Here is a 22,327-nt window from a genome sequence, read left to right on the forward strand (position 1 = left end):
AAATGATTAAATTTGCCAAAAATTACCGGGAAACCATTTCTATTGTAGCTGATAAAGTTGATCGCGTTCAAAGACGAATTTCAGAAATTTCATTATTGGAAGGACCAATAAAAGATGGTAAAATAGAATTACATTTTAGAACTGAAGGTTATATACTAACGAAAGATTCTCAATCTCATGAAAAATTGGTATGGGGAATGAATGTATTAATGGCTCAATCTTATGTTGATAGTTTAAGTGACAATGTCAAAAGGAGTTTAGATCACAAATTACGTAAAGGAGAGTGGATAGGTCCTGCTCCTATTGGTTATCTAAATAGCAGAGATGCACATAGCAATAGTACAGTAATTTTGGATCCATCTAGAGCTTTTATTATAAAAAAATTATTTGAAGAATATGCTACAGGAGCATATACTCTTGGAAAGATAGTAAACATGGCAAAAGAGTTAGGCTTAAGGAGTAAAAAGAATTATTACCTAAATAAAACAGTATTACACCGTTTAATGCAGCAGCCATTTTATTACGGTGAAATGTTAGTAAAAGGAGAGATGTGGCTGCATAATTATCCACCAATTATTACAAGAGAAACATTTATGGCATGTAAAGAAGTACGTTTAGGATGGAATAAAAAGCCTTTCAAATATGGAGGGAAAGATTTCCTATTTAGAGGGTTAATTACTTGTGCAACAACAGGCAAGATAGTGACATCAGAAATTCATAGTAAAACATATGCTAATGGTAAGGTAGATCAATGGGTTTATTTGGCAGCATGGGATCCAAAAAATCCAAACAAAAAAATATATGTTAGGGAAGATGAGATTTTAGCGAAGATAGAAGAGATTTTTAAGAAAATAGGTATAAGACCCAGAACTATTAAAAGACACGCTAGAACACCTTAAAAACACTAATGAGCTAAAAAAAGATGAACATGATGAAGCGACAGCTAGTTTAAAGAAAGAACATACTGAAAACGAAAGAAGATTGAACTCATTAATAGATTTACGACTTAATGGTGAACTGAGTACAGAAGAATTTCAAGCAAAAAAACAACAATTAAAAGATCGTCAATATGAAATTAATCGATTATTGAAAATTTATGATGAAGCAGATGACAAATTTACTGATACCGCCTCAACCTTGATAACTCTAGCTTCTGAAGCCTATAAAACTTTCAAAGGTTCTGAAATGCCTCAAAAACGCAAAATGATAAAATTCGTATTTCAGAACCTGGAGCTTAGGGGTAAAAAACTTGAGACCTCTCTACGTTTCCCGTTCGATATTTTTGAAAAAACGACAACTCGTACCGAATGGCGGATAGGGTGGGATTCGAACCCACGGTACGGTTGCCCGTACGCTAGTTTTCAAGACTAGATCCTTAAACCACTCGGACACCTATCCAAGATAATACATATCAGACAAACTAAAGAAATTCAAGTATAAATGTTCATATAACATTATACAATATAAATTATTGTAAGAAAACTTGAATATTTTTTAACTGACGTTTATACTACTCCCGTCGTACATTTATACTGTTCTCATCATTTTATAAAAATAACTAACTATGATAAATTCACGCTTTTATAAGAAATCTGCCTCTTATAAATTATCAGAAATTATAAAGTTAATAGATGCTGAGATATCATGTTTCACTGACTTGTTAATCCATGATATTAAGTCTTTAGAAGAGGCTGATGTTGGTGATATAACTTTTTTAAGTAATAGCAAATATATTACCCAATTTCAAAACACTAAAGCTTCATGCTGCATAGTTCCAGAGAATTTTTTACAAGAATCTAACAATGGAACAATATTATTAAAAGTAAAGAATCCGTATTTCTTTTATGCAAAATTAGTGGATTTGTTTTATAGTAAAGCAAAGACTTATCCTAACAAAATTATGCAATCTGCCTATATTTCGGATTCTGCCACTATAGGAAATAATTGTTATATAGGACATAATGTTGTTATTGAAGATCATGTTGTAATAGGTGATAATTGCGTTATAGAATCTGGGGCGAGTATAGATTATGGAGTGGTAATAGGTAATAGAGCATTAATATACTCAAATGTTTCAATAAGTTACAGCATAATAGGTGATGATGTGGTAATATTATCTGGAGCAAGAATTGGACAAGATGGTTTCGGTTTTGCAACAGATAAAGGGGTTCACAAGAAAATTTTCCATACAGGTATAGTTAAAATAGGTAATAATGTTGAAATAGGTAGTAATACTACTATTGATAGGGGATCAATAAATGATACGGTGATAGGAGATTTATGTAGAATAGATAACTTAGTGCAGATAGGACATAATGCTATAATAGGAAGGGGGTCGATTATTGTCGCACAGGTCGGTATATCAGGTAGTACTACAATAGGAGCATATTGTGCTCTTGGAGGGCAAGCAGGACTAGCCGGACATATAGTACTAGGTGATAAAGTTCAAGTAGCAGCAAAAGCTGGGGTGATAAAAGATGTTGAACCAGGAGTAACAGTTAGTGGGTTTCCTGCCGTGCCGATTAGAGATTGGCATAGACAATCAATAATTATAAAACAGCTTATAAAGAAACGGAACATAGATGAAAATTAATATTATAGAAATAATGGAAATGTTGCCTCATCGCTATCCATTTTTATTAATAGATAGGGTGTTAGAATTTAAGCTTAATGAATCAATTGTTGGTATCAAAAATGTTACTTTTAATGAACCACAATTTACTGGTCATTTTCCAACAAGACCAGTAATGCCCGGTGTGTTAATTGTTGAGGCTATGGCTCAGCTTTCTGGTATTTTAGTAGCAAAATCAATGGATTTTACAAAAGATAAGGAGACATTCTTTATGTCTATTGAAGAGGCAAAATTTCGTAAAATTGTTGAACCAGGCGATACATTACATATTTATGCTAAAATAGAACAAAATAGAGGTTCTGTTTGGAAATTTTCAAGTAATGCTAAAGTTGATGATCAGATAGTTGCAGAGAGCAAATTTACTGCAATGTTTAAAAATAGGAATTAATGATGATTTTACCAGCTATACATGCAACTGCCATAGTAGATCCAAGGGCTTCAATTGGTAAAAATGTCAGAATAGGTCCTTTTTGTACTATTGGACCAGAGGTGGTTTTAGCAGATAATGTTGAGCTAAAATCACATGTAGTTATAGAGGGGAAAACAAAAATTGGTGCTAATACAGTTATATATCCATTTGCTTCTATTGGTCAACCCCCTCAAATAGTTAAGTATGAAGGAGAAAAGTCAGAGGTTATCATAGGTAGTAATAATACTATTAGAGAATATGTAACTATTCAAGCTGGTAGTAAAGGTGGTGGGATGGTTACCACTGTAGGTAATAATGGTTTATTTATGGTTGGAGTACATATAGCACATGATTGCACCGTAGGAAATAATGTGATTTTTGCAAATTATGCTAGCTTAGGTGGTCATGTTAAAGTTGGTGATTATGCTATTATAGGAGGGCTTTCTGCTGTTCTTCAATTCGTACGTATAGGACAGCATTCGATAGTAGGTGGCATGTCGGCAGTGGGGAAAGATTTAATTCCATTTGGGCTAGCTACAAATGAAAGGGCATTTCTTAGAGGAATAAACTTAGTTGGAATGAAAAGACGTGGCTTTGATAATCAGGAAACGCTTGATACTATAAAAGCTATAGATGATATTTTTGTTAGCGAAGGTATTTTTATTGATAAAGTTGAGAAAGTTTCAAAGCAATATAAAGGTAACCATATTGTAGAACAAATTATCACTTTTATAAAGCAGGATAGTACCAGAGTATTTTGTCAACCACGACAAGTCGATCATGATAAGGCAAATAGCTAAAATGTGGCAAATACACTCTTCTATTTTCAAAAATTGGATTCACAAAGTTTGGTGGTATTTGCGTACTCACATACAAAGAGTACGTTGTACTCGCTTCTTCTCCCTTGTTTATCGTTCCCACTCTTCAAATCCTTTGACTATAAAAAATGTGCATGATCCAAATATGTGTGAGGTAGGTTTGTCCATAACTTTACATTCTAATTTTTCTAATCCTTTTAGTATAGTGGGAATTATAGCAGGAAATGGTTTATTGCCAATCTCACTAGCTGAAAGTTTTATTACACAAGGAGGACAGTGTTATATCGCTGCTTTAGAAGGAGAAGCAGATCCGACATTATATAAGGATCTTACCCACCAATTTTTTAAAATTGGTATGGTCAAACCAATAATTGAGTATTTTCGTAAATATGATGTAAAAAATATAATTCTTGCTGGTGGTGTAAAGCGTCCTAATTTAAAAGCAATTAAAGTAGATTTAATGGGTTCAAGGTTACTTGCTCGTATATTGAAACAAAAATTTTTAGGAGATGATAAACTTCTTAGTATAGTGACAGATTTCCTAGAAGAAAAAGGGTTTAACGTAGTCTCTAGTTATGAAATATTGAGTGCAAATAATAGCATTAAGACCAGGATTGCTCCATCATCAATAGATAGTACAGATATCGAATTAGGCATGAAACTATTAGATAGTATAGGACAGCTTGATGTAGGGCAATCAGTAATTGTTGATAATGGATATATTATAGGTATTGAAGCAGCAGAAGGTACAGATAATTTAATAAAAAGATGTTCATATTTACGCAAAAATTCTACAGGTGGGGTACTTGTTAAAATGATGAAGAAGGGACAAGATACTAGAATTGATATACCTACAATAGGACCAGAGACAATAAATAATTTAGCTAGTTATGGTTATAAAGGGGTAGCAATACAGAAAGAGAAAGTGATTGTTATTGAGCTAGAAAAAACTATCGAACTAGCTAATAAATGTGGGCTTTTTATTGTAGAAAAATAAAATATTTATTAAAATGATTTGTGTGGGAATTACTGGTAGTTATGCTTCAGGAAAAACTTTTGTCTTAAATTATTTAGCTAATTTAGGATTTATGACTTTTTCCGCTGACGAATATATTAAGGATATCTACAAAAAGGCGGCAATACAAAATATAATTCTTAACTTACTGCCTGAGCTAAAAATTTTTGATAAAAGAAAAATAGCAGAGCTAATCTATGCTAATGATTCATCAAGAAGAAAATTGCAAAATTTTATTCATCCATTTGTAGTGGAAGGTTTGTCTATTTTTAAACGGCAAAATAATGATTCAGAAATTACATTTGCTGAGATTCCATTACTTTTTGAAGCTAAATTTGATAAATATTTTGATTTTTATGTTACAACATTCTGTTCAGAGGAATCTAGGTTAAAAAGGGCAATGTCTAGGGAAGGATTTAATTTAACAACTTATAATAAAATCGCACAGATTCAATTATCACAACATATTAAAATAGCAAGAGCAGATTTTGTTATTAATACTGATGTTAATATAGTAGATTTAGATAAACAAATAACTCAACTAATACAAAAATTAAAATGTCGCAATTAAGAGAAGTAATTTTAGATACTGAAACAACTGGCTTAGATCCCAAAAGTGGACATAGGATTGTTGAGATTGGTGCTATTGAAATGGTTAATAAAGTTCTAACCGGTAAGCACTTTCACTTTTATATTAATCCACAACGAGATATGCCGACAGAAGCTTATCGAATACATGGTATATCAGGAGAATTCTTAAAAGATAAACCACTTTTTGCAGAAATTGCCGAGGAGTTTTTAGCGTTTATTAGTAGCAGCCAGCTTGTTATACATAATGCAACATTTGATATTAAGTTTATTAATTATGAGTTGTCTCTGCTCAAAAGACCTAATACAGATTTTTTAGAACTTGCTAGTACTATTGATACTCTTGCTTTGGCTCGCAAGATGTTCCCTGGAATGAAGGCTAATCTTGACTCATTATGTAAAAGATATAAAATTGACAATTCTTCGCGTAAGTTGCATGGAGCCCTTAAAGATGCGGCATTACTGGCAGAAGTTTATGTTGAGCTTACTGGAGGTAGGCAGATAAGTTTTAACATTAATAGTAAAAAGGTACAAAATACAGATGAGCTGTTGGTTAGAACTACTATGGCAAATAAAAATAATACTATAGTTATCAAACCAACTAAGGAAGAATTACAAAAACATAAAGAATTTTTGTCAAAAATTCTTTCTCCTATGTGGTTATAGAATTATATAGTTAATTCAGGAGAATTGGGTAGCAGGAGTGATGGAGTACATAAGCGTTAGTTTAAGAAAACAATAATTGAGAAACCGTCATTGCGAGGAGACCGTAAGGTCGACGAAGCAATCCATTTCTATTCACTTTTTCTTGGATTGCCGCGTCGCTGCCAGCGATTCCAAATATGTCATAGAAGGAAGGTAAGTAAAAGGATATGGAATAAGTTTTTCGTAGAGGAATAGTTAAAAAAGTAGTCAAAGTTGGATAAATTATCTAAGATAATATCAATATAATATTGGTATCAAGTTATGCATTCAAAGAAACATTTAAGTTTTAGTGCAATCAGAAGTATGATTGCAGATAGATTTGCTGGTATAGAAGATAGAAGGGGTGTAAATAGTAGTAATAGTATAGCAGATATTATGTTATCTGGTTTGGCGTGTATGTATTTTCAATCAGTATCTTTGCTAGAATTTCAAAGGCGTATGGAAAGGAAGGAACAACGTAATAATCTGCGTAGCATGTTTACAGTACAATCGCTTCCTAGCGATCAGGGGATACGTCAATTCGGGATAAGGATATTGTGAACATGTAGATTAAAATCAAATTTTGTTGAAGGTTTATTTTTCTTTAATGAGTAAGCAACAAGAGTAGATAATATATGGACAAAGGCATTTATTGGTGATCTATGTCTAGTATGTTCAAGGTTCATTTTATTTTTTAGATAATCAAAAACTGTTTCAATTAAGTTACGCTTTCGAAGTAAGATTTTTTCTTTCAAATCCATTAATTTATTTTCCATATTCTTCTTAATTCCATGAATCATTTTTAAGCCTCTTTCATATAAATTTAAGAACAAATTTTGCTTAATATAACCTTTATCAGCTGCTATAATTCCAGTTAATCTTTTTGTTAACTCCGGTACTGGAACCCTATCATCTACATTGCCTTTGGTCACTTTTAATGCCATAAACTCCCCTTTATTATTGATTATTACATGTAATTTAAAACCATAAAAATACCCCATAGAGGATTTACTATGTTTGGCTAATCCTTTAAAAACTTTATTGCTATAACGCCTTTTATTGTGACAAGCTTTAATCGTTGTAGAGTCAATAAAATAAATACCTGTTTCCTCACCAAACAACAAATGAATCAACATATTTAGCGGTATGAATAATCGTGCCATTAATTCAACAAATCTATTATAACTCAAGGCTTTGGGAAAATCATCCTTATGCATGCACTCTATATAACTTTTATAGAAAAATTTAAAATTCTTAGCATAGGATGTATGAAACATAATTATTATTGTTAACATTTCACTTAGACTCATGCTACAACAGCGATTTCTTTGCTTATTTGATGGTAATAACTTTCTCTGTTCATACTCCAAATAAATTTTACAAAAATCATCTATAAAACTATATAATTCTGTGATATCTTTTTTCATGCCTGTAGTTTGTTTTTTTGTTTAAAAATATAAATACTGCAGGCACTCCTTTTTGACAATCCTTTTATCTATTACTATTTCATCTATATCTTATCCCGAACTGACGTACTTTCCAAACTAATGGAGATTCGCCAACTTAGAATATAACGACTATACCAGTCAATAATAGCTACTAAATATACGAACCCTTGGCTCAGTCTTATATACGTTATATCTGCACTCCAAACCTGGTTTGGCAATACTATTTCTAATCCTTTTAGTAAATAAGGATATATTTTATGCACTTGATTCCTCTTGCTTAAATTTATTTTAGGATAAACAGCTTCAAGACCCATTATCTTGTAGTAACGTCTAACAGCTTTACGACCTACCGAAAAACCTTGGGCTTGTAAATATTTAGCCATCCGCCGCATACCATAATATGGATGCATAGTATAGGTCTCATCAATTATTGCCATAATCTTGATATCTTGTTCACTAATACCAGTAGGTTGATAGTAATAGGTTGACCTGCTAATATCCAATAACTTACACTGTTGTACAATTGTTAACTTATTATGATTAGGCTCTATCATATTACACCTAACCTTTAATTCTAAACAATGCAGATTTTTTTTTGAGCCAGTCACACTCAACGCTTAACTGACCAATTTGCTCATATAGATTCTTGATTAACCCCTGCTGATTTGGATCAGCACTCTGTGTTTTATTCTTAAAACCTTGTACTAACAACTCAAGACCTTGTTTTTTCCAGTTACTGATCTGTGTTGCATGAACACCATACTTACTGGTTATCTGGGCTATTGTTAGCTCTCCCTTAATTGCTTCTATGACAATTTTGGCTTTCTCCTCAGCACTATATTGCCTTACTTGTTTTTTCATCTCTAGCTCTCCTTGTTTGCTAAAGAATTCTATCTCATTTTTCTTATTTTTCTGTCCAAAATATTGGAACCATTATACAATTCGTGATCATAAAGCTAATTATATTTTTAAAGTAAAACCCAATAATCATAAGACATTAATGGATAATGTTCAATCTGTAGATAAATCAAAGATAGAGACATTGAGCCTTAGAAGGAACAAATTGATAATTGAATGGGTTAATGATGTTGAATTATTTACTAGCACTAAGGTAAGAACAAATTATATAGCGGCATGGGAGCTAGTGCCGCAGAAAGATGGTAGTAACAAAAGTCAGTATTATGGTAAATGGATTACTGATCTAGAAATCACCTCAGATAATGCTAAAACAATAATAGACGGAGCAAGAGCACGTTGGAAAATAGAGAACGAATGCTTTAATAGCTTAAAGAATCATGGTTATAATATAGAACATAATTACGGTCATGGTTCTGAGAATCTATGTTATAATTTCTACAATTTTACTTTGTTAGCATTTACTATTCATCAAATACACCAATTAGTTGATAAATTATTTCAAGAAATGAGGGAGCAATTTGGTAGATTAGGATCGTTATGGGAACGAATAAGAAGTTTAGTAGACCTTTTTTTCTTTGAATCAATGGAAATGTTATGGGAGATATAATACCAATTGCAATAATTAACACGGTGTGTTTATCCAGTCTCTATACATAATTGATTTTACTAAATCTACATTATGAGCAAATTGATTCCAAGCGTAACAAGCCATAGTGACGATATCTTCATATACACCATAACATTGGTTAGACAAGAAATGATTTTTGATCCATTCCCAAACTTGTTCCATTGCATTAAGTTCCGGTGCATAGGGCGGAAGCGGTATCAAAGTGATATTGCTTGGCACAGTTAGTTTTTTGGCTGTGTGCCAACCTGCATTATCCGTTAGTAAAGCTATATGTCGGTTGCCTTGAATACTGCGAGAAAGCTCTTCTAAGAATTTATTCATTGCCTGTGTGTTTGCATATGACGTCAGTTCGGGATAAGATATAGATGAAATAGTAATAGATAAAAGGATTGTCAAAAAGGAGTGCCTGCAGTATTTATATTTTTAAACAAAAAAACAAACTACAGGCATGAAAAAAGATATCACAGAATTATATAGTTTTATAGATGATTTTTGTAAAATTTATTTGGAGTATGAACAGAGAAAGTTATTACCATCAAATAAGCAAAGAAATCGCTGTTGTAGCATGAGTCTAAGTGAAATGTTAACAATAATAATTATGTTTCATACATCCTATGCTAAGAATTTTAAATTTTTCTATAAAAGTTATATAGAGTGCATGCATAAGGATGATTTTCCCAAAGCCTTGAGTTATAATAGATTTGTTGAATTAATGGCACGATTATTCATACCGCTAAATATGTTGATTCATTTGTTGTTTGGTGAGGAAACAGGTATTTATTTTATTGACTCTACAACGATTAAAGCTTGTCACAATAAAAGGCGTTATAGCAATAAAGTTTTTAAAGGATTAGCCAAACATAGTAAATCCTCTATGGGGTATTTTTATGGTTTTAAATTACATGTAATAATCAATAATAAAGGGGAGTTTATGGCATTAAAAGTGACCAAAGGCAATGTAGATGATAGGGTTCCAGTACCGGAGTTAACAAAAAGATTAACTGGAATTATAGCAGCTGATAAAGGTTATATTAAGCAAAATTTGTTCTTAAATTTATATGAAAGAGGCTTAAAAATGATTCATGGAATTAAGAAGAATATGGAAAATAAATTAATGGATTTGAAAGAAAAAATCTTACTTCGAAAGCGTAACTTAATTGAAACAGTTTTTGATTATCTAAAAAATAAAATGAACCTTGAACATACTAGACATAGATCACCAATAAATGCCTTTGTCCATATATTATCTACTCTTGTTGCTTACTCATTAAAGAAAAATAAACCTTCAACAAAATTTGATTTTAATCTACATGTTCACAATATCCTTATCCCGAATTGACGTTTATTGCTAACCGTTGGTTTTTACCAAATTGATTACAATAACGTGAATTATGATAAGTTTGTATAAAAATATTTATAGAATTCAAGAAAATACATACAAATCTTTAACAGAAAAATAGATTATTCGTCTTAAAGTTGAGTGGATCGCAATGCTAAAATTTCCCTATGTATCCATAATGTCATATTTGGAATTGCTGACTAAAGTGGCTTCTAGCAATGACGCTGAAGCTAAATACTAATCGGATTTATAACGTTGCTAATTCAAGTTAATTCACTATAATCTGGTTGGTAGTAAATAAAGCATTAAAAATAGCAATGAATGAATAAGTGGAAATATTAATGGAAAATTATGATATAGCAATTATTGGGGGTGGGCCTGGTGGTTATGTTGCGGCAATTAGGGCAGCACAACTAAATAAAAAAGTTGCGTTGATTGAGAGAGAGCATTTAGGAGGGGTTTGTTTAAATTGGGGATGTATACCAACAAAAGCACTGCTTAAATCAGCTGAATTATTTCAGAAAATTAAGCATGCTCAAGATTATGGTATTATAGTCAATGAACCAAGCTTTGACTTAAAAAAAATAGTACAGCGTTCTAGAGATATATCGACGCAGTTAACATCTGGCATTAAGTCCTTACTAAAGAAAAATAAGGTTACGGTAATTGATGGCACTGCTGTACTTGGAACTGGCAAAGTGGTAAATATTGATAGTAACGGTCAAAAAATTTCAATTAAAGCACAAGATATAATAATTGCTACAGGTGCAAGAGCTAGGATTTTAGATGGATTTAAACCAGATGGTAAGCAAATTATTACTTCTAAGGAAGCTATGATTTTGGATAAATTACCAAAATCTATGATTATAGTTGGATCAGGAGCGATTGGTATAGAATTTGCCTCATTTTATAACTCCTTAGGAACAAACGTCACCATAATTGAAGTACAAAATAGGATTTTACAAGCTGAAGATGAAGAAATTTCTTTAATGGCACGAAAAATTTTTGAGAAAAAGGGTATAAAAATTCATACTAATAGTAAGTTGTTAAATCATAGCCAAACACAAGATCATGTTATGATTGAAGTTGAGATAGAAGGTAAGAACCACAAAATACAAGCTGAAACTTTGCTTATGGCAGTTGGTATAGTCGGCAATACGGAAAATCTTAATTTAGAAAAAACTAATATAAAAATAGATAGAGGTCATATTGTTACCAATCAGTTTATGCAAACTGATGAACAAGGAATTTATGCAATAGGTGATGTCACATCTCCCCCGTGGCTTGCACACAAGGCAAGTCATGAAGGTATTATTGCTGTAGAAACTATTGCCGGTCTTAAAGCTCATCCTCTAGAAAATCGTAATATTCCAGGTTGTACTTATTCCTCGCCGCAGATTGCTAGTGTAGGGCTTACTGAAGAACAAGCGAAAAAAGCTGGTTACCAAGTGAAAATTGGCAAATTCCCATCTATCGCTAATGGGAAAGCCTTGGTTGATGGGTGTACTGAAGGGATGATTAAAACAATATTTGATACAAAAACTGGGGAATTGTTAGGAGCACACTTGATAGGCGAAGAGGTTACCGAGCTAATTCAAGGTTATGTAATTGCTAGAACTATGGAAGGTACAGAGCTTGATTTAATCAATACCATTTTCCCTCACCCAACTTTATCGGAAATGATGAGTGAGTCAGTGTTGCAGGCTTATGGTAGAGCCATTCATATTTGATTTATTTTTTCTAAATATGCTTAGTGATAAGGATAGATTGTGTTATAAAGTATAGCTAACATTACTTCGTCATTGCGAGGAGCTACTTTAGTAGCGACGAAGCAATCCAAATTTATCGATTTCCTGGATTGCTTCGTCGGCTTACGCCTCCTCGCAATGACGTATAATATTATTTAAATATGAGGTACAGGCAATGAGTAAGATGAATGCTGAGGATTATGAAACTTTTCCACGAAAGCGGCGAATAAATATCGTTATGCGGCATGGTGTATCATTTGGCTCGGCATTGGCTATGGCTATTTCGTTTAACATCAACCACTCTGTGTTATGGGCAATCTTACATGGTTTGTTTTCATGGCTTTATGTGGGTTATTATTGCTTGGCTTATTAGAGTTTTATGGATGTAACAGTATAATGATCAATAATAAATTAGTACAAAATTATACTTCTGCGTTATTTAATAATGCACTAGCTAATGCCTTGGAAGATAAAATATTTGAGCAGATTAAGATTATTGATCAGCTCATCAATGATAATGCACAAATCAAGGAGGTGATATTCTCTCCTATAGTGAAAAATATTGATAAATGTAAAATAATTGAATTAATTGCAAAAAACTTTAATGTTGAATCTACAGTTAAGCAGTTATTATTAATATTGCTAAAACATTCACGTATGCCTATTTTATCAAATATAGTTGTATTGTACCAACAACTACTTAATAAAAGTAGAAATATTAAGATGGTAACAATCACTTCTGCTAAAATTTTGCATAGTGAAGAAAAACAATGGTTAACAGAACATTTAGAAACTGATTTTCATCAGAAAGTTGCGATAAAATTTAGTCAGAATCAGTCAATTATTGGTGGTATTATTATACAATATGATAGCGTGGTTAGGGATTACTCTATTGATGGAATGTTAAAAAAGATAATAAAAACCTTAAAAACTACAAAGATTTAGGTTATATAGATAGTTAGAAATGGATTGCCACGACCACTATGTGGTCTCGCAATGACGTTTGGATTAAAAATTATTAAATAAGATTTACGAGGTAAATAATTATGGGTTCTTCCCAAAAATTAAAGGCTGTTGAACTTGCTGAAGTACTAAAAAAAGAAATTGCTAATATTGAACAATTTAGCGATTTACAAGAGGTAGGGCAAGTTATAACAGTTGGAGATGGTATAGCTAGAGTATACGGTATCGATAATGTAGGAGCTGGTGAGGTAGTTGAGTTTGCCTCAGGGGTGAAAGGTCTTGCTCTTAATCTTGAAACAGACTCGGTAAATATCATATTGATTGGTGACGATCGCGAAGTAAAGCAAGGAGATACGGTCAAAAGAACTGGCAAGATTATACAAGTACCAGTCGGTAAAGCATTGCTTGGTAGGGTCGTTGATGGTATGGCAAGTCCTATTGACGGTAAAGGTGAAATTATAACTGATAGCTACAGAAATATAGAAGAAAAGGCTCCGGGGATCATTTCTAGACAAAGCGTCAAAGATCCGGTGCAAACGGGTATCAAAGTAATTGATTCCCTAATTCCTATTGGTAGAGGTCAGCGGGAGTTAATTATTGGTGACAGGCAAGTAGGAAAAACGGCTATTGCCATCGATACGATTATTAACCAAAGACAAGTTCATCTTGATGGCGATGAAAAAAATAAGATTTATTGTATTTACGTAGCTATTGGTCAAAAAAGGTCGACTGTCGCACAGGTAGTAAAAAAATTGGAAGATTCAGGGGCTATGGAATACACAGTAGTTGTTGCAGCCACCGCCTCTGATCCTGTTGCGTTGCAATATGTGGCACCTTACACTGGCTGTAGTATTGGTGAGTATTTTCGTGATAATGGCATGCATGCATTAGTTATTTACGATGATTTGAGTAAACATGCTGTTGCCTATAGACAAATCTCTCTATTGCTCAGAAGACCACCAGGGCGTGAAGCATATCCGGGAGATATATTTTATCTACATTCTAGGTTACTGGAACGAGCAGCAAATATGTCGGATAAAGATGGTGGGGGTTCTCTTACGGCTTTGCCCATTATTGAGACCCAGGCAGGTGATGTTTCTGCATATATTCCAACCAATGTTATATCAATTACTGATGGACAGATTTTTTTAGAGAATGAACTATTTTATAAAGGTATCAGACCGGCGGTAAATATTGGTATATCAGTGAGTAGGGTAGGATCAGCCGCCCAAGTAAAATCTATGAAACAAGTAGCAGGAAGTGTCAAACTTGAATTAGCCCAATTTAGGGAATTAGCCGCTTTTGCTCAGTTTAGTTCAGATTTAGACAGCTCAACTAAGCAGCTTATCTCACATGGTACAAGGTTAAGTGAGATATTGAAGCAGGATCAATATGCTCCCTTCTCTGTTGAAGAACAGGTAGTAAGTCTTTATGCTGGGGTAAAAAATTATCTCGATAATATTCCTGTTGAGTTAGTAAAAGAATTTGAGCTTAAATTACTCCAAGAAATAAAACTTAAAGAAAACGATATTTTATTATCCATTAAAAATCAGGGGCAAATCATTAAAGAAACGGAAGAAAAGTTAAAATCTTTCTTAGAAAAATTTGTACAGAACTTTCTTACTGACAATAAAGTTGGGTAGCTATGTCAGGTTTAAAACAATTAAGATCTCGTATTAAAAGTGTTAAATCAACGCAAAAAATTACTAAGGCTATGCAAATAGTCTCGGCTACCAAATTTACCAAAGCCAAAAGCCAAATTAAGGACTCAGAAGATTATATTGAGATTTTGCGGAATACAATGTCTAATGTAGCATCTAGGAATAATTTGCAAAATATGACTGAAGAAGAAAAAAAATTCTTTTCAAGTGATGTGAACATAAATAAGCCTCATTTACTGGTAGTAGTTACCTCGGAACGCGGTTTATGTGGTTCTTTCAATTTTGCAGTGTTCAAACAGGTGAAATTTGATATTGCAAATTTGGAAAATGTTGGTAAACAAGTAAGGCTTATTATTATTGGTAAAAAAGGCTACGATCTATTCAAATGGCAATATTCCCATTATATTGACAATTATTATGATTTTCCCAAATATCATAATAATAATTTGGCATTTCAGATTAAAGATAAAATAACGGAGATGGTAGATAGTGGTAAAATTAGCAGTTGTCAGATATATTTTAATAAATGTAAAAATGCTATAACCCAGATTGCAACTAAACAGCAAATATTACCAATTGAACAACAGCTATCTTCAAGTGAGCAATACTCAAGTGAGCAGTATTTAAGCTATGAATACGAAGGCGAGGGGCTTGTTTTGAATATGATTAATCTTTATGTAACCGCACAAATTAATTATGCTCTACTGCAAAGTAGAGTTAGTGAGGAAGGAGCCAGAATGACAGCGATGGATAATGCCACAAAAAATGCTAATGAGCTTATTAATAAGTTAACATTAACGTTGAATAGGTCTAGACAAGATATAATTACTCGGGATTTAATTGAAATTATTGCAGGAGCAGAAGCTATATGACAAAAATTATTGGCAAGACTATCGGTAAGATTGTGCAAATTATCTCAGCTGTGGTCGATGTACAGTTTATTAATGATGGTAAATTGCCGAAAATTCTTAATGCACTTGAATGCTATAATAATGGAGAAAAGGTGATATTAGAAGTATCGCAACATATCGGAGATGATATTGTTAGATGCATATCTATGAATCCAACAGAGGGGTTAGTAAGAGGTCAAGAGGTGGTAGATACAGGAGATACCATTAAGGTACCTGTTGGCACGGCAACACTTGGGCGTATAATGAACGTAATTGGTATGCCGATTGATGGAAGAGGTAAAATTAATTCAACTAAATCTGCTTCAATTTACCACTCAGCTCCCAGTTTTGTTGACCAATCAACTGAAAAAAACATTTTGGTTACAGGAATTAAAGTCATTGATCTGTTAGCTCCTTATTCAAAAGGAGGAAAGATTGGGTTATTTGGTGGTGCCGGGGTAGGAAAAACAGTATTAATTATGGAGCTTATTAATAATATCGCCAAAGCTCATGGAGGATATACGGTTTTTGTTGGAGTTGGAGAAAGGACTAGAGAAGGCAATGATTTGTATCATGAAATGATTGATTCCAATGTAATTGATCTAGAAAATCCAGAAAAATCTAAAGTAGCCCTGGTTTATGGGCAAATGAACGAACCGCCCGGTGCAAGAGCTAGAGTTGCTTTAACTGGACTCACTATAGCCGAAAGTTTCAGGGATTTAGATGGCGGACAGGATGTCTTGTTTTTTGTCGATAATATTTTCCGATTCACTCAGGCTGGTTCTGAGGTATCAGCCCTTTTAGGTAGAATACCTTCGGCAGTGGGTTATCAACCAACATTAGCAACTGATATGGGCGAGTTACAAGAACGTATTACTTCAACAAAGTTTGGATCAATTACTTCGGTACAGGCGATTTATGTGCCAGCAGATGACCTGACTGACCCTGCTCCTGCTGCCTCTTTTACTCATTTGGATGCAACGACTGTACTTAGTCGACAAATTGCTGAGCTTGGTATTTATCCGGCAGTAGATCCGCTCGATAGTGGTTCACAATTGCTAAGTCCGGAAATTGTTGGAGAAAAACATTACTCAGTGGCTCGAGAGGTACAAAAAGTTTTACAGACCTATAAGTCGCTGCAAGATATAATTGCCATTTTAGGAATGGATGAGTTGTCGGAAGCAGATAAATTAACTGTTACCAGAGCCAGGAAAATACAACGATTTTTATCACAACCTTTCCATGTTGCCGAAGTATTTACAGGTATGTCTGGAAAGTTTGTCAGTTTAGCTGATACTATTGAAGGGTTTCAAGGTTTGGTTTCTGGCAAATATGATCATTTACCAGAAGCAGCTTTTTATATGATAGGTAGTATTGACGAAGCAGTAGAGAAAGCTGAAACACTTAAAGCCAAAGTAGCATAATGAATAAAACAATTAGGGTTAAAATTGTAACACCTACAAGTATTGTATTTGACCAGGAAGCTCAAGAAGTAACAATGCATGGAGAATTAGGAGAATTTGGTGTTTTACCTGGTCATGAGTTACTGATTTCTAGTTTAAAAGCTGGTTTAACAAAAATAACAGTAGGTAATTCTGTATTAAAGTATTTTGTTTATTTGGGATTAGCTGAAGTTACTAAGACCAACGTTAATATAGTAACTGAATTTGCTGTTGATACTAACAACTTGCAAACCCATGAAATAGCTGAAAAGATAGTATTGTTAAAAAAAGAAATAAGCGAAGAAAAGGGCGATACAAAGAATGACATTATTAAGTTGGATATAGCTAGATACGAATCTTTGCTAACTTATCTTGAGTAAATATGTCATTATATAGCTAACATTACTACGTCATTGCGAGACTACGTAGTAGTCGAAGCAATCCAAAGAAATGATTAGAGATGGATTGCTTCGTTGTGTTTACACACTCCTCGCAATGACGTAGTTTGCTAATTAACACAACTACTTTTACTACAGTAAAAGACAAACATTAGGAGATATATTATGTTTATAGAAAATGCCTATGCAGATGACGATACAATAGCAATCAAAGAAACTATAGAAGTAGTTCCAGCAGCACCTGAATCATCTATGCAGTCAGTATTAACAAGCATGGTGCCGATGGTATTAATTTTCATTGTATTTTATTTTTTCCTAATTAGACCGCAAGAAAAACGTCGTAAGGAGAAAGAAAGTGTGGTGAGTAGCGTAAAAAAGGGCGAAGAGGTAGTAACTAATAGCGGAATCTTTGGCACAGTCAGCAAGATTAATGATGCTGACAACACAATAGACCTTGAAATATCTGAAAATATCCGAATCAAAGTTTTAAAATCTGCAATACTCGATATTACAAGTCGTCATAAAAAATAAGCTATAGCTGTTAATAAAAGTAAAAAAGACAAAGGAAAATAACTGTGCATAATATTGCTAAATGGAAAATATTCTTGTCTATTTTATGTACAATAGGAGCCTTTATTTGTGCTTTACCTAATTTTACAACTATAGATTCAAAAATATTACCCAATTATAGGGTAAATCTTGGTCTTGATTTAAGAGGTGGTGCTCATCTATTGCTAGATGTCGATTTTGACGCCTATTTAAATGATGTAATGGAAGGTTTGGCTGACCATTTACGGAAATATTTACGGGAAGATAAGATAGGCTATAAAAATCTTATTGCCAAGAATCGTACGGTGCAATTTGAATTAAGAAACCTAAAAGATTACAAAACAGTGAAAAATATCTTAGATAAAATCGATCGAGAAATTACTGTAGAACAAGATAATTCTAATATTAAGCTTAGCTATAGTGACTCTAAACTTGACGAATTAAGGCATAAGGTAATTGCCCAATCGATCGAAATAATTAGAATGAGAGTGGATAGTACAGGTACCAAAGAGCCTAACATACAGAGGCAAGGCGATAAACATATATTGCTCCAGGTACCAGGTGAGGAAAACCCACAACAACTCAAAAATATTCTTGGTAAAACTGCAAAATTAACCTTCCATTTAGTTGACGAAAATGCCAACATACAAGAAGCAATAAATGGGCGTTTACCCTCTGGTTTAATCCTAGTTAAAGGAGAGAATTCAGATAAAAAAGAATATTATGTAGTTATTAAGAAAAAAGTTATTGTTAGTGGTGAGCAGCTAATAACTGCTCAAGCTTCTTTTAACCAAAATACTCAACCAGCCGTTGCTTTTTCCTTTAATAATCTTGGTAGCAAATTATTTGCGGAAATAACCAAAAATAATTCTGGTAAAAGGCTTGCTATCGTGCTTGATAATAAATTATTAAGTGCTCCAGTAATTAATGAACCAATTCTTGGAGGAAGCGGTATAATTTCAGGTAATTTTACTGTTGAATCAGCCAATGAATTAGCCTTATTACTTAGAGCTGGTTCGTTACCAGCTCCTTTAAAAATAATAGAGGAACGAACCATAGGACCAAATCTTGGAGCAGACTCAATAGAGGCAGGTAAGAAAGCAGGGATGATTGGTTTTGCCAGTGTGGTGATATTTATGATTTGGTCGTACGGAATTCTTGGAATTTTTGCCAATATAGCATTAAGTCTAGCCTTACTCTATATTCTAGCTTTATTGTCACTTTTCCAAGCAACATTAACTCTACCGGGAATTGCTGGTATAATATTAACGATTGGCATGGCGGTTGATGCCAATGTACTCATTTATGAGAGAATAAGGGAAGAGCTTAAAAAGGGTGCATCTAACCTTTATGCTATAAGGACAGGGTTTGAATCAGCTTTTGCGACAATCCTTGACTCAAACGTGACAACCTTGATAGCGGCGTTTTTACTTTTTATGTTTGGTGTTGGTGCTATAAAAGGCTTCGCGGTAACACTAACTATTGGTATAATATCATCGATGTTTTCTGCGATTATTATTACTAAATTGTTAATTGATATTTGGATTAAATACCAAAATCCAAAAAATCTGGGATTGTAGCTAACCCGATTAGTATATTACTCCGAAGCAATCCATAACAAAAAGTCAGGTGTCACCCCTGCGTAAGCAGGGGTCTAGATTCCCGCCGTTGCTAAGAATGACAAAGAAGACAGATGCGAATGATGGTATGGACGCAGCAATTCCAAATATGACATTATGGATACATAGGGAAATTTTAGCATTGCGATCCACTCAACTTTAAGACGAATAATCTATTTTTCTGTTAAAGATTTGTATGTATTTTCTTGAATTCTATAAATATTTTTATACAAACTTATCATAATTCACGTTATTGTAATCAATTTGGTAAAAACCAACGGTTAGCAATAAATAAGTCTATTGCTCTAGAAAAAGCTTTTGATAGGTCGAATCTATATTGGCGGGACTCTGTAATCTCGTTTGCCAGCTAATATCTCCCATAACATTTCCATTGATTCAAAGAAAAAAGGTCTACTAAACTTCTTATTCGTTCCCATAACGATCCTAATCTACCAAATTGCTCCCTCATTTCTTGAAATAATTTATCAACTAATTTGGTGTATTTGATGAATAGTAAATGCTAACAAAGTAAAATTGGAGCCTTTCTAATTAAGTGTGTAAATTTTTCATAGGGCTTAAATTCTACCTTCAAATTTTATCAAAAAGTGAGCCATAGCTGCGTTCCAGTTCGGAATCGGCATAACCCATTTCTTGGTCATATAATCAATTGCCAAATATAAGGTCTTAAAAACGGCATTATCATTTGGAAAAACCCTTTTATTCTTAGTAACCTTACGTAATTGGCTATTGACAGATTCTATACTATTAGTTGTGTATATTACTTTCCTTATCGCCTCAGGGTATTCTAGAAAAACCATTAAATTTTCCCAATGAACATACCAAGATTTAGCAATTTGTGGATACTGTTTACTCCATTTAGCTTCAAAAGATTCTAAAGCAAGATGTGCTTCTTCCTCTGTGCTAGCAGTATATATAGGCTTTAAATCAGCCGCTAATTCTTTTCGGTCTTTATATGATACATATTTTAAACTATTTCTAATCTGATGTACAATACATAATTGATGTTCGGTTTTCGGAAAAACTGCTTCTATTGCCTCAGACATACCGGTTAAATTATCACTGCAAGCAATAAGCATGTCTTGCATACCTCTGTTCTTCATCTCAGTAAAATTACCAAGCCAAAATTTAGCTCCTTCATTTTCACTGTTCCACAATCCTAAAATATCCTTCCTTCCAGATAAATCAATACCTAATGCTACATATACAGACTTATTGATAATTCGTTTATCTTGACGTACTTTTACTACTAAACAGTCAAAAAATACTATAGCATATACTCGATCCAATGGTCGGCTTTGCCATATCTTGACATCCTCAATTACATCATCAGTAATTTGACTTATCAAACTTTCGCTAACGTCAGCTCCATACAATTCTTGCATTTGAATCTTAATATCAGATAAGCTCATTCCTTTAGCGTATAACGATATTATTTTATCATCAAATCCTTCAATACGTCTTTGACGCTTCGGAATTAATGCAGGTTCAAATGTACTACTTCTATCCCTTGGAACCTCAATCTCTACAACTCCATTATTTGTTACTAGATTCTTTACTTTACTACCATTACGAACATTATTGCTATCAGTATGACAATATTTATCATATCCTAAGTGATTATTCATCTCTGACTGCAATGCCTTCTCTACAAGCCTTTTGGTTAATTGTTTTAATAAACCATCCTCTTTAAATAAAGTTGATATATCTGTATCATTATTTATTAATAAATCTATTGCTTGATTCATTGCTTCATTTTGTTTGTGACGCATTATAATTTCTCCTTTTGTTATATTATATTTTTATATAACCTTTGAAAAATTTACACACTTATTTGTACAGAGCCGAAAATTGTAGAAATTATTTCAAGAAATGAGGGAGCAATTTGGTAGATTAGGATCGTTATGGGAACGAATAAGAAGTTTAGTAGACCTTTTTTTCTTTGAATCAATGGAAATGTTATGGGAGATATTAGCTGGCAAACGAGATTACAGAGTCCCGCCAATATAGATTCGACCTATCAAAAGCTTTTTCTAGAGCAATAGACTTATTTATTGCTAACCGTTGGTTTTTACCAAATTGATTACAATAACGTGAATTATGATAAGTTTGTATAAAAATATTTATAGAATTCCGAGTCAATCATTTAATTTGTGTGTGCGTCAAGATAAGGTGCATTAATCTTACGGGTGAAAGTCCTGTTATGGAAGGAGTAGCTAGCTCCACCATATAGCGAGTCTTGTGCTGCTGAAGGTAACGACAGTAGTAAAGCGTAGACAGCGAAACATCCGAGCCGAAACCAAATGGTGAACGTGATAGCCCTGAAATGATATTGGTAGTGGAAGTCGATGTGCTACACAACGCAGTAGACAAGAGAAAACTAGAGGTCAAACTAGCGAAAATCCGAAAGTTTTCAACCATCGGGGTCTCAGGCGTCAGCGAGTTTGTAGAGATTAATGACACAACTTGAGAAGTCCTTATAACTCTTACTGAGTTAAGTAAGTATTCAAAGTACAAGTGCCGAAACATAAGGCTTTGGAGATGGTGTTAAGGATGGCTG

The 22,327-nt window shown here is 33.3% G+C and carries 24 protein-coding genes and 1 tRNA gene; 19 read left to right on the forward strand and 6 right to left on the reverse strand.

Features of this window, described 5'->3' with window-relative positions; translation table 11 throughout:
- The first annotated feature begins 2 nt into the window (after positions 1-2).
- Positions 3-899: a recombinase family protein gene (locus NBW66_RS04355; RefSeq protein ID WP_250311836.1), complete on the forward strand. Its 897-nt coding sequence runs from the start codon at positions 3-5 to the stop codon at positions 897-899.
- Positions 900-1,308: 409 nt separating this feature from the next.
- Here the strand turns inward: NBW66_RS04355 and NBW66_RS04360 are convergent.
- Positions 1,309-1,398: transfer RNA gene (locus NBW66_RS04360), tRNA-Ser, on the reverse strand.
- A gap of 166 nt (positions 1,399-1,564) precedes the next feature.
- Here NBW66_RS04360 and lpxD point away from each other — a divergent pair.
- The 7 genes from lpxD (at position 1,565) to NBW66_RS04395 (ending at position 6,707) form a co-directional block, all read left to right on the forward strand.
- Positions 1,565-2,593 carry a UDP-3-O-(3-hydroxymyristoyl)glucosamine N-acyltransferase gene (gene lpxD, locus NBW66_RS04365; protein WP_250311837.1) on the forward strand — a complete coding sequence of 343 codons (1,029 nt, stop codon included), beginning with the start codon at positions 1,565-1,567 and terminating at the stop codon, positions 2,591-2,593.
- Complete coding sequence (gene fabZ / locus NBW66_RS04370; protein ID WP_250311838.1) at positions 2,583-3,020, forward strand: 3-hydroxyacyl-ACP dehydratase FabZ; 438 nt, start codon at positions 2,583-2,585, stop codon at positions 3,018-3,020. Before lpxD ends, fabZ begins: the two co-directional genes overlap by 11 nt.
- 2 nt (positions 3,021-3,022) lie before the next feature.
- Complete coding sequence (gene lpxA, locus NBW66_RS04375; protein ID WP_250311839.1) at positions 3,023-3,841, forward strand: acyl-ACP--UDP-N-acetylglucosamine O-acyltransferase; 819 nt, start codon at positions 3,023-3,025, stop codon at positions 3,839-3,841.
- Positions 3,842-4,004: 163 nt separating this feature from the next.
- Positions 4,005-4,856 carry an LpxI family protein gene (locus NBW66_RS04380; protein ID WP_250312260.1) on the forward strand — a complete coding sequence of 284 codons (852 nt, stop codon included), beginning with the start codon at positions 4,005-4,007 and terminating at the stop codon, positions 4,854-4,856.
- Positions 4,857-4,869: 13 nt separating this feature from the next.
- Positions 4,870-5,445: a dephospho-CoA kinase gene (gene coaE / locus NBW66_RS04385; RefSeq protein WP_250311840.1), complete on the forward strand. Its 576-nt coding sequence runs from the start codon at positions 4,870-4,872 to the stop codon at positions 5,443-5,445.
- Positions 5,433-6,128 carry a DNA polymerase III subunit epsilon gene (gene dnaQ, locus NBW66_RS04390; protein WP_250311841.1) on the forward strand — a complete coding sequence of 232 codons (696 nt, stop codon included), beginning with the start codon at positions 5,433-5,435 and terminating at the stop codon, positions 6,126-6,128. The genes coaE and dnaQ overlap by 13 nt, the downstream gene beginning before the upstream one ends.
- 300 nt (positions 6,129-6,428) lie before the next feature.
- Positions 6,429-6,707, forward strand: coding sequence for a hypothetical protein (locus tag NBW66_RS04395; RefSeq protein WP_250311842.1), 279 nt, complete (start codon positions 6,429-6,431; stop codon positions 6,705-6,707).
- Here NBW66_RS04395 and NBW66_RS04400 read toward each other — a convergent pair.
- The 3 genes from NBW66_RS04400 to NBW66_RS04410 all read right to left on the reverse strand — a co-directional run bounded on the left by NBW66_RS04400 (position 6,683) and on the right by NBW66_RS04410 (position 8,455).
- Positions 6,683-7,573, reverse strand: a complete 891-nt coding sequence (locus tag NBW66_RS04400; RefSeq protein ID WP_250310582.1) for an IS982 family transposase — start codon at positions 7,571-7,573, stop codon at positions 6,683-6,685. The two genes, NBW66_RS04395 and NBW66_RS04400, sit on opposite strands and share 25 nt — an antisense overlap.
- An 83-nt stretch (positions 7,574-7,656) precedes the next feature.
- Positions 7,657-8,148 (reverse strand): IS3 family transposase, encoded by a 492-nt coding sequence (locus NBW66_RS04405; protein ID WP_250311843.1) that lies wholly within the window; start codon positions 8,146-8,148, stop codon positions 7,657-7,659.
- Positions 8,149-8,155: 7 nt separating this feature from the next.
- Positions 8,156-8,455, reverse strand: coding sequence for a transposase (locus tag NBW66_RS04410; RefSeq protein WP_250310572.1), 300 nt, complete (start codon positions 8,453-8,455; stop codon positions 8,156-8,158).
- Between the two features lie 16 nt (positions 8,456-8,471).
- Between NBW66_RS04410 and NBW66_RS04415 the strand changes: the two genes are divergently transcribed.
- Positions 8,472-9,119 (forward strand): hypothetical protein, encoded by a 648-nt coding sequence (locus NBW66_RS04415; RefSeq protein ID WP_250311844.1) that lies wholly within the window; start codon positions 8,472-8,474, stop codon positions 9,117-9,119.
- Between the two features lie 15 nt (positions 9,120-9,134).
- Here NBW66_RS04415 and NBW66_RS04420 read toward each other — a convergent pair whose 3' ends face one another.
- On the reverse strand, positions 9,135-9,536 hold the full coding sequence (locus NBW66_RS04420; RefSeq protein WP_250311845.1) for a transposase: 402 nt from the start codon (positions 9,534-9,536) through the stop codon (positions 9,135-9,137).
- Positions 9,537-9,588: 52 nt separating this feature from the next.
- Between NBW66_RS04420 and NBW66_RS04425 the strand changes: the two genes are divergently transcribed.
- The 9 genes from NBW66_RS04425 to secD all read left to right on the forward strand — a co-directional run bounded on the left by NBW66_RS04425 (position 9,589) and on the right by secD (position 19,710).
- Entirely contained in the window at positions 9,589-10,479 is an 891-nt protein-coding gene (locus NBW66_RS04425) for an IS982 family transposase (RefSeq protein ID WP_250310582.1), read from the forward strand.
- Between the two features lie 341 nt (positions 10,480-10,820).
- Positions 10,821-12,209 (forward strand): dihydrolipoyl dehydrogenase, encoded by a 1,389-nt coding sequence (gene lpdA, locus NBW66_RS04430; RefSeq protein WP_250311846.1) that lies wholly within the window; start codon positions 10,821-10,823, stop codon positions 12,207-12,209.
- Between the two features lie 327 nt (positions 12,210-12,536).
- The gene (gene atpH, locus NBW66_RS04435; RefSeq protein WP_250311847.1) at positions 12,537-13,172 is read left to right on the forward strand and encodes an ATP synthase F1 subunit delta; all 636 of its coding nucleotides are present in this window, start codon (positions 12,537-12,539) and stop codon (positions 13,170-13,172) included.
- Positions 13,173-13,273: 101 nt separating this feature from the next.
- Entirely contained in the window at positions 13,274-14,833 is a 1,560-nt protein-coding gene (atpA, locus tag NBW66_RS04440; protein WP_250311848.1) for a F0F1 ATP synthase subunit alpha, read from the forward strand.
- 2 nt (positions 14,834-14,835) lie between these two features.
- Entirely contained in the window at positions 14,836-15,723 is an 888-nt protein-coding gene (gene atpG, locus NBW66_RS04445) for an ATP synthase F1 subunit gamma (RefSeq protein ID WP_250311849.1), read from the forward strand.
- 8 nt (positions 15,724-15,731) lie between these two features.
- Positions 15,732-17,165 carry a F0F1 ATP synthase subunit beta gene (gene atpD, locus NBW66_RS04450; protein WP_250312261.1) on the forward strand — a complete coding sequence of 478 codons (1,434 nt, stop codon included), beginning with the start codon at positions 15,732-15,734 and terminating at the stop codon, positions 17,163-17,165.
- Positions 17,165-17,563: an ATP synthase F1 subunit epsilon gene (gene atpC, locus NBW66_RS04455; protein ID WP_250311850.1), complete on the forward strand. Its 399-nt coding sequence runs from the start codon at positions 17,165-17,167 to the stop codon at positions 17,561-17,563. The genes atpD and atpC overlap by 1 nt, the downstream gene beginning before the upstream one ends.
- A 183-nt stretch (positions 17,564-17,746) precedes the next feature.
- Positions 17,747-18,112: a preprotein translocase subunit YajC gene (gene yajC, locus NBW66_RS04460; RefSeq protein ID WP_250311851.1), complete on the forward strand. Its 366-nt coding sequence runs from the start codon at positions 17,747-17,749 to the stop codon at positions 18,110-18,112.
- A gap of 44 nt (positions 18,113-18,156) precedes the next feature.
- Positions 18,157-19,710 carry a protein translocase subunit SecD gene (secD, locus tag NBW66_RS04465; RefSeq protein ID WP_250311852.1) on the forward strand — a complete coding sequence of 518 codons (1,554 nt, stop codon included), beginning with the start codon at positions 18,157-18,159 and terminating at the stop codon, positions 19,708-19,710.
- A gap of 614 nt (positions 19,711-20,324) precedes the next feature.
- Here secD and NBW66_RS04470 read toward each other — a convergent pair.
- Positions 20,325-21,539, reverse strand: coding sequence for an IS256 family transposase (locus NBW66_RS04470; protein WP_250310568.1), 1,215 nt, complete (start codon positions 21,537-21,539; stop codon positions 20,325-20,327).
- 100 nt (positions 21,540-21,639) lie between these two features.
- Between NBW66_RS04470 and NBW66_RS04475 the strand changes: the two genes are divergently transcribed.
- Complete coding sequence (locus tag NBW66_RS04475) at positions 21,640-21,777, forward strand: hypothetical protein (protein WP_250311853.1); 138 nt, start codon at positions 21,640-21,642, stop codon at positions 21,775-21,777.
- The last annotated feature ends 550 nt before the right edge of the window (positions 21,778-22,327 follow it).

The organism is Rickettsia endosymbiont of Oedothorax gibbosus (genome assembly GCF_936269705.1).
Taxonomy (GTDB): Bacteria; Pseudomonadota; Alphaproteobacteria; order Rickettsiales; family Rickettsiaceae; genus Tisiphia.

Coding starts and splice junctions, on each gene's coding strand:
- NBW66_RS04355 (WP_250311836.1), top strand. CDS start 3: ATGATTAAATTTGCCAAAAATTACCGGGAAACCATTTCTATTGTAGCT.
- lpxD (WP_250311837.1), top strand. CDS start 1,565: ATGATAAATTCACGCTTTTATAAGAAATCTGCCTCTTATAAATTATCA.
- fabZ (WP_250311838.1), top strand. CDS start 2,583: ATGAAAATTAATATTATAGAAATAATGGAAATGTTGCCTCATCGCTAT.
- lpxA (WP_250311839.1), top strand. CDS start 3,023: ATGATTTTACCAGCTATACATGCAACTGCCATAGTAGATCCAAGGGCT.
- NBW66_RS04380 (WP_250312260.1), top strand. CDS start 4,005: ATGTGTGAGGTAGGTTTGTCCATAACTTTACATTCTAATTTTTCTAAT.
- coaE (WP_250311840.1), top strand. CDS start 4,870: ATGATTTGTGTGGGAATTACTGGTAGTTATGCTTCAGGAAAAACTTTT.
- dnaQ (WP_250311841.1), top strand. CDS start 5,433: ATGTCGCAATTAAGAGAAGTAATTTTAGATACTGAAACAACTGGCTTA.
- NBW66_RS04395 (WP_250311842.1), top strand. CDS start 6,429: ATGCATTCAAAGAAACATTTAAGTTTTAGTGCAATCAGAAGTATGATT.
- NBW66_RS04400 (WP_250310582.1), bottom strand. CDS start 7,573: ATGAAAAAAGATATCACAGAATTATATAGTTTTATAGATGATTTTTGT.
- NBW66_RS04405 (WP_250311843.1), bottom strand. CDS start 8,148: ATGATAGAGCCTAATCATAATAAGTTAACAATTGTACAACAGTGTAAG.
- NBW66_RS04410 (WP_250310572.1), bottom strand. CDS start 8,455: ATGAAAAAACAAGTAAGGCAATATAGTGCTGAGGAGAAAGCCAAAATT.
- NBW66_RS04425 (WP_250310582.1), top strand. CDS start 9,589: ATGAAAAAAGATATCACAGAATTATATAGTTTTATAGATGATTTTTGT.
- lpdA (WP_250311846.1), top strand. CDS start 10,821: ATGGAAAATTATGATATAGCAATTATTGGGGGTGGGCCTGGTGGTTAT.
- atpH (WP_250311847.1), top strand. CDS start 12,537: ATGGGCAATCTTACATGGTTTGTTTTCATGGCTTTATGTGGGTTATTA.
- atpA (WP_250311848.1), top strand. CDS start 13,274: ATGGGTTCTTCCCAAAAATTAAAGGCTGTTGAACTTGCTGAAGTACTA.
- atpG (WP_250311849.1), top strand. CDS start 14,836: ATGTCAGGTTTAAAACAATTAAGATCTCGTATTAAAAGTGTTAAATCA.
- atpC (WP_250311850.1), top strand. CDS start 17,165: ATGAATAAAACAATTAGGGTTAAAATTGTAACACCTACAAGTATTGTA.
- yajC (WP_250311851.1), top strand. CDS start 17,747: ATGTTTATAGAAAATGCCTATGCAGATGACGATACAATAGCAATCAAA.
- NBW66_RS04470 (WP_250310568.1), bottom strand. CDS start 21,539: ATGCGTCACAAACAAAATGAAGCAATGAATCAAGCAATAGATTTATTA.
- NBW66_RS04475 (WP_250311853.1), top strand. CDS start 21,640: ATGAGGGAGCAATTTGGTAGATTAGGATCGTTATGGGAACGAATAAGA.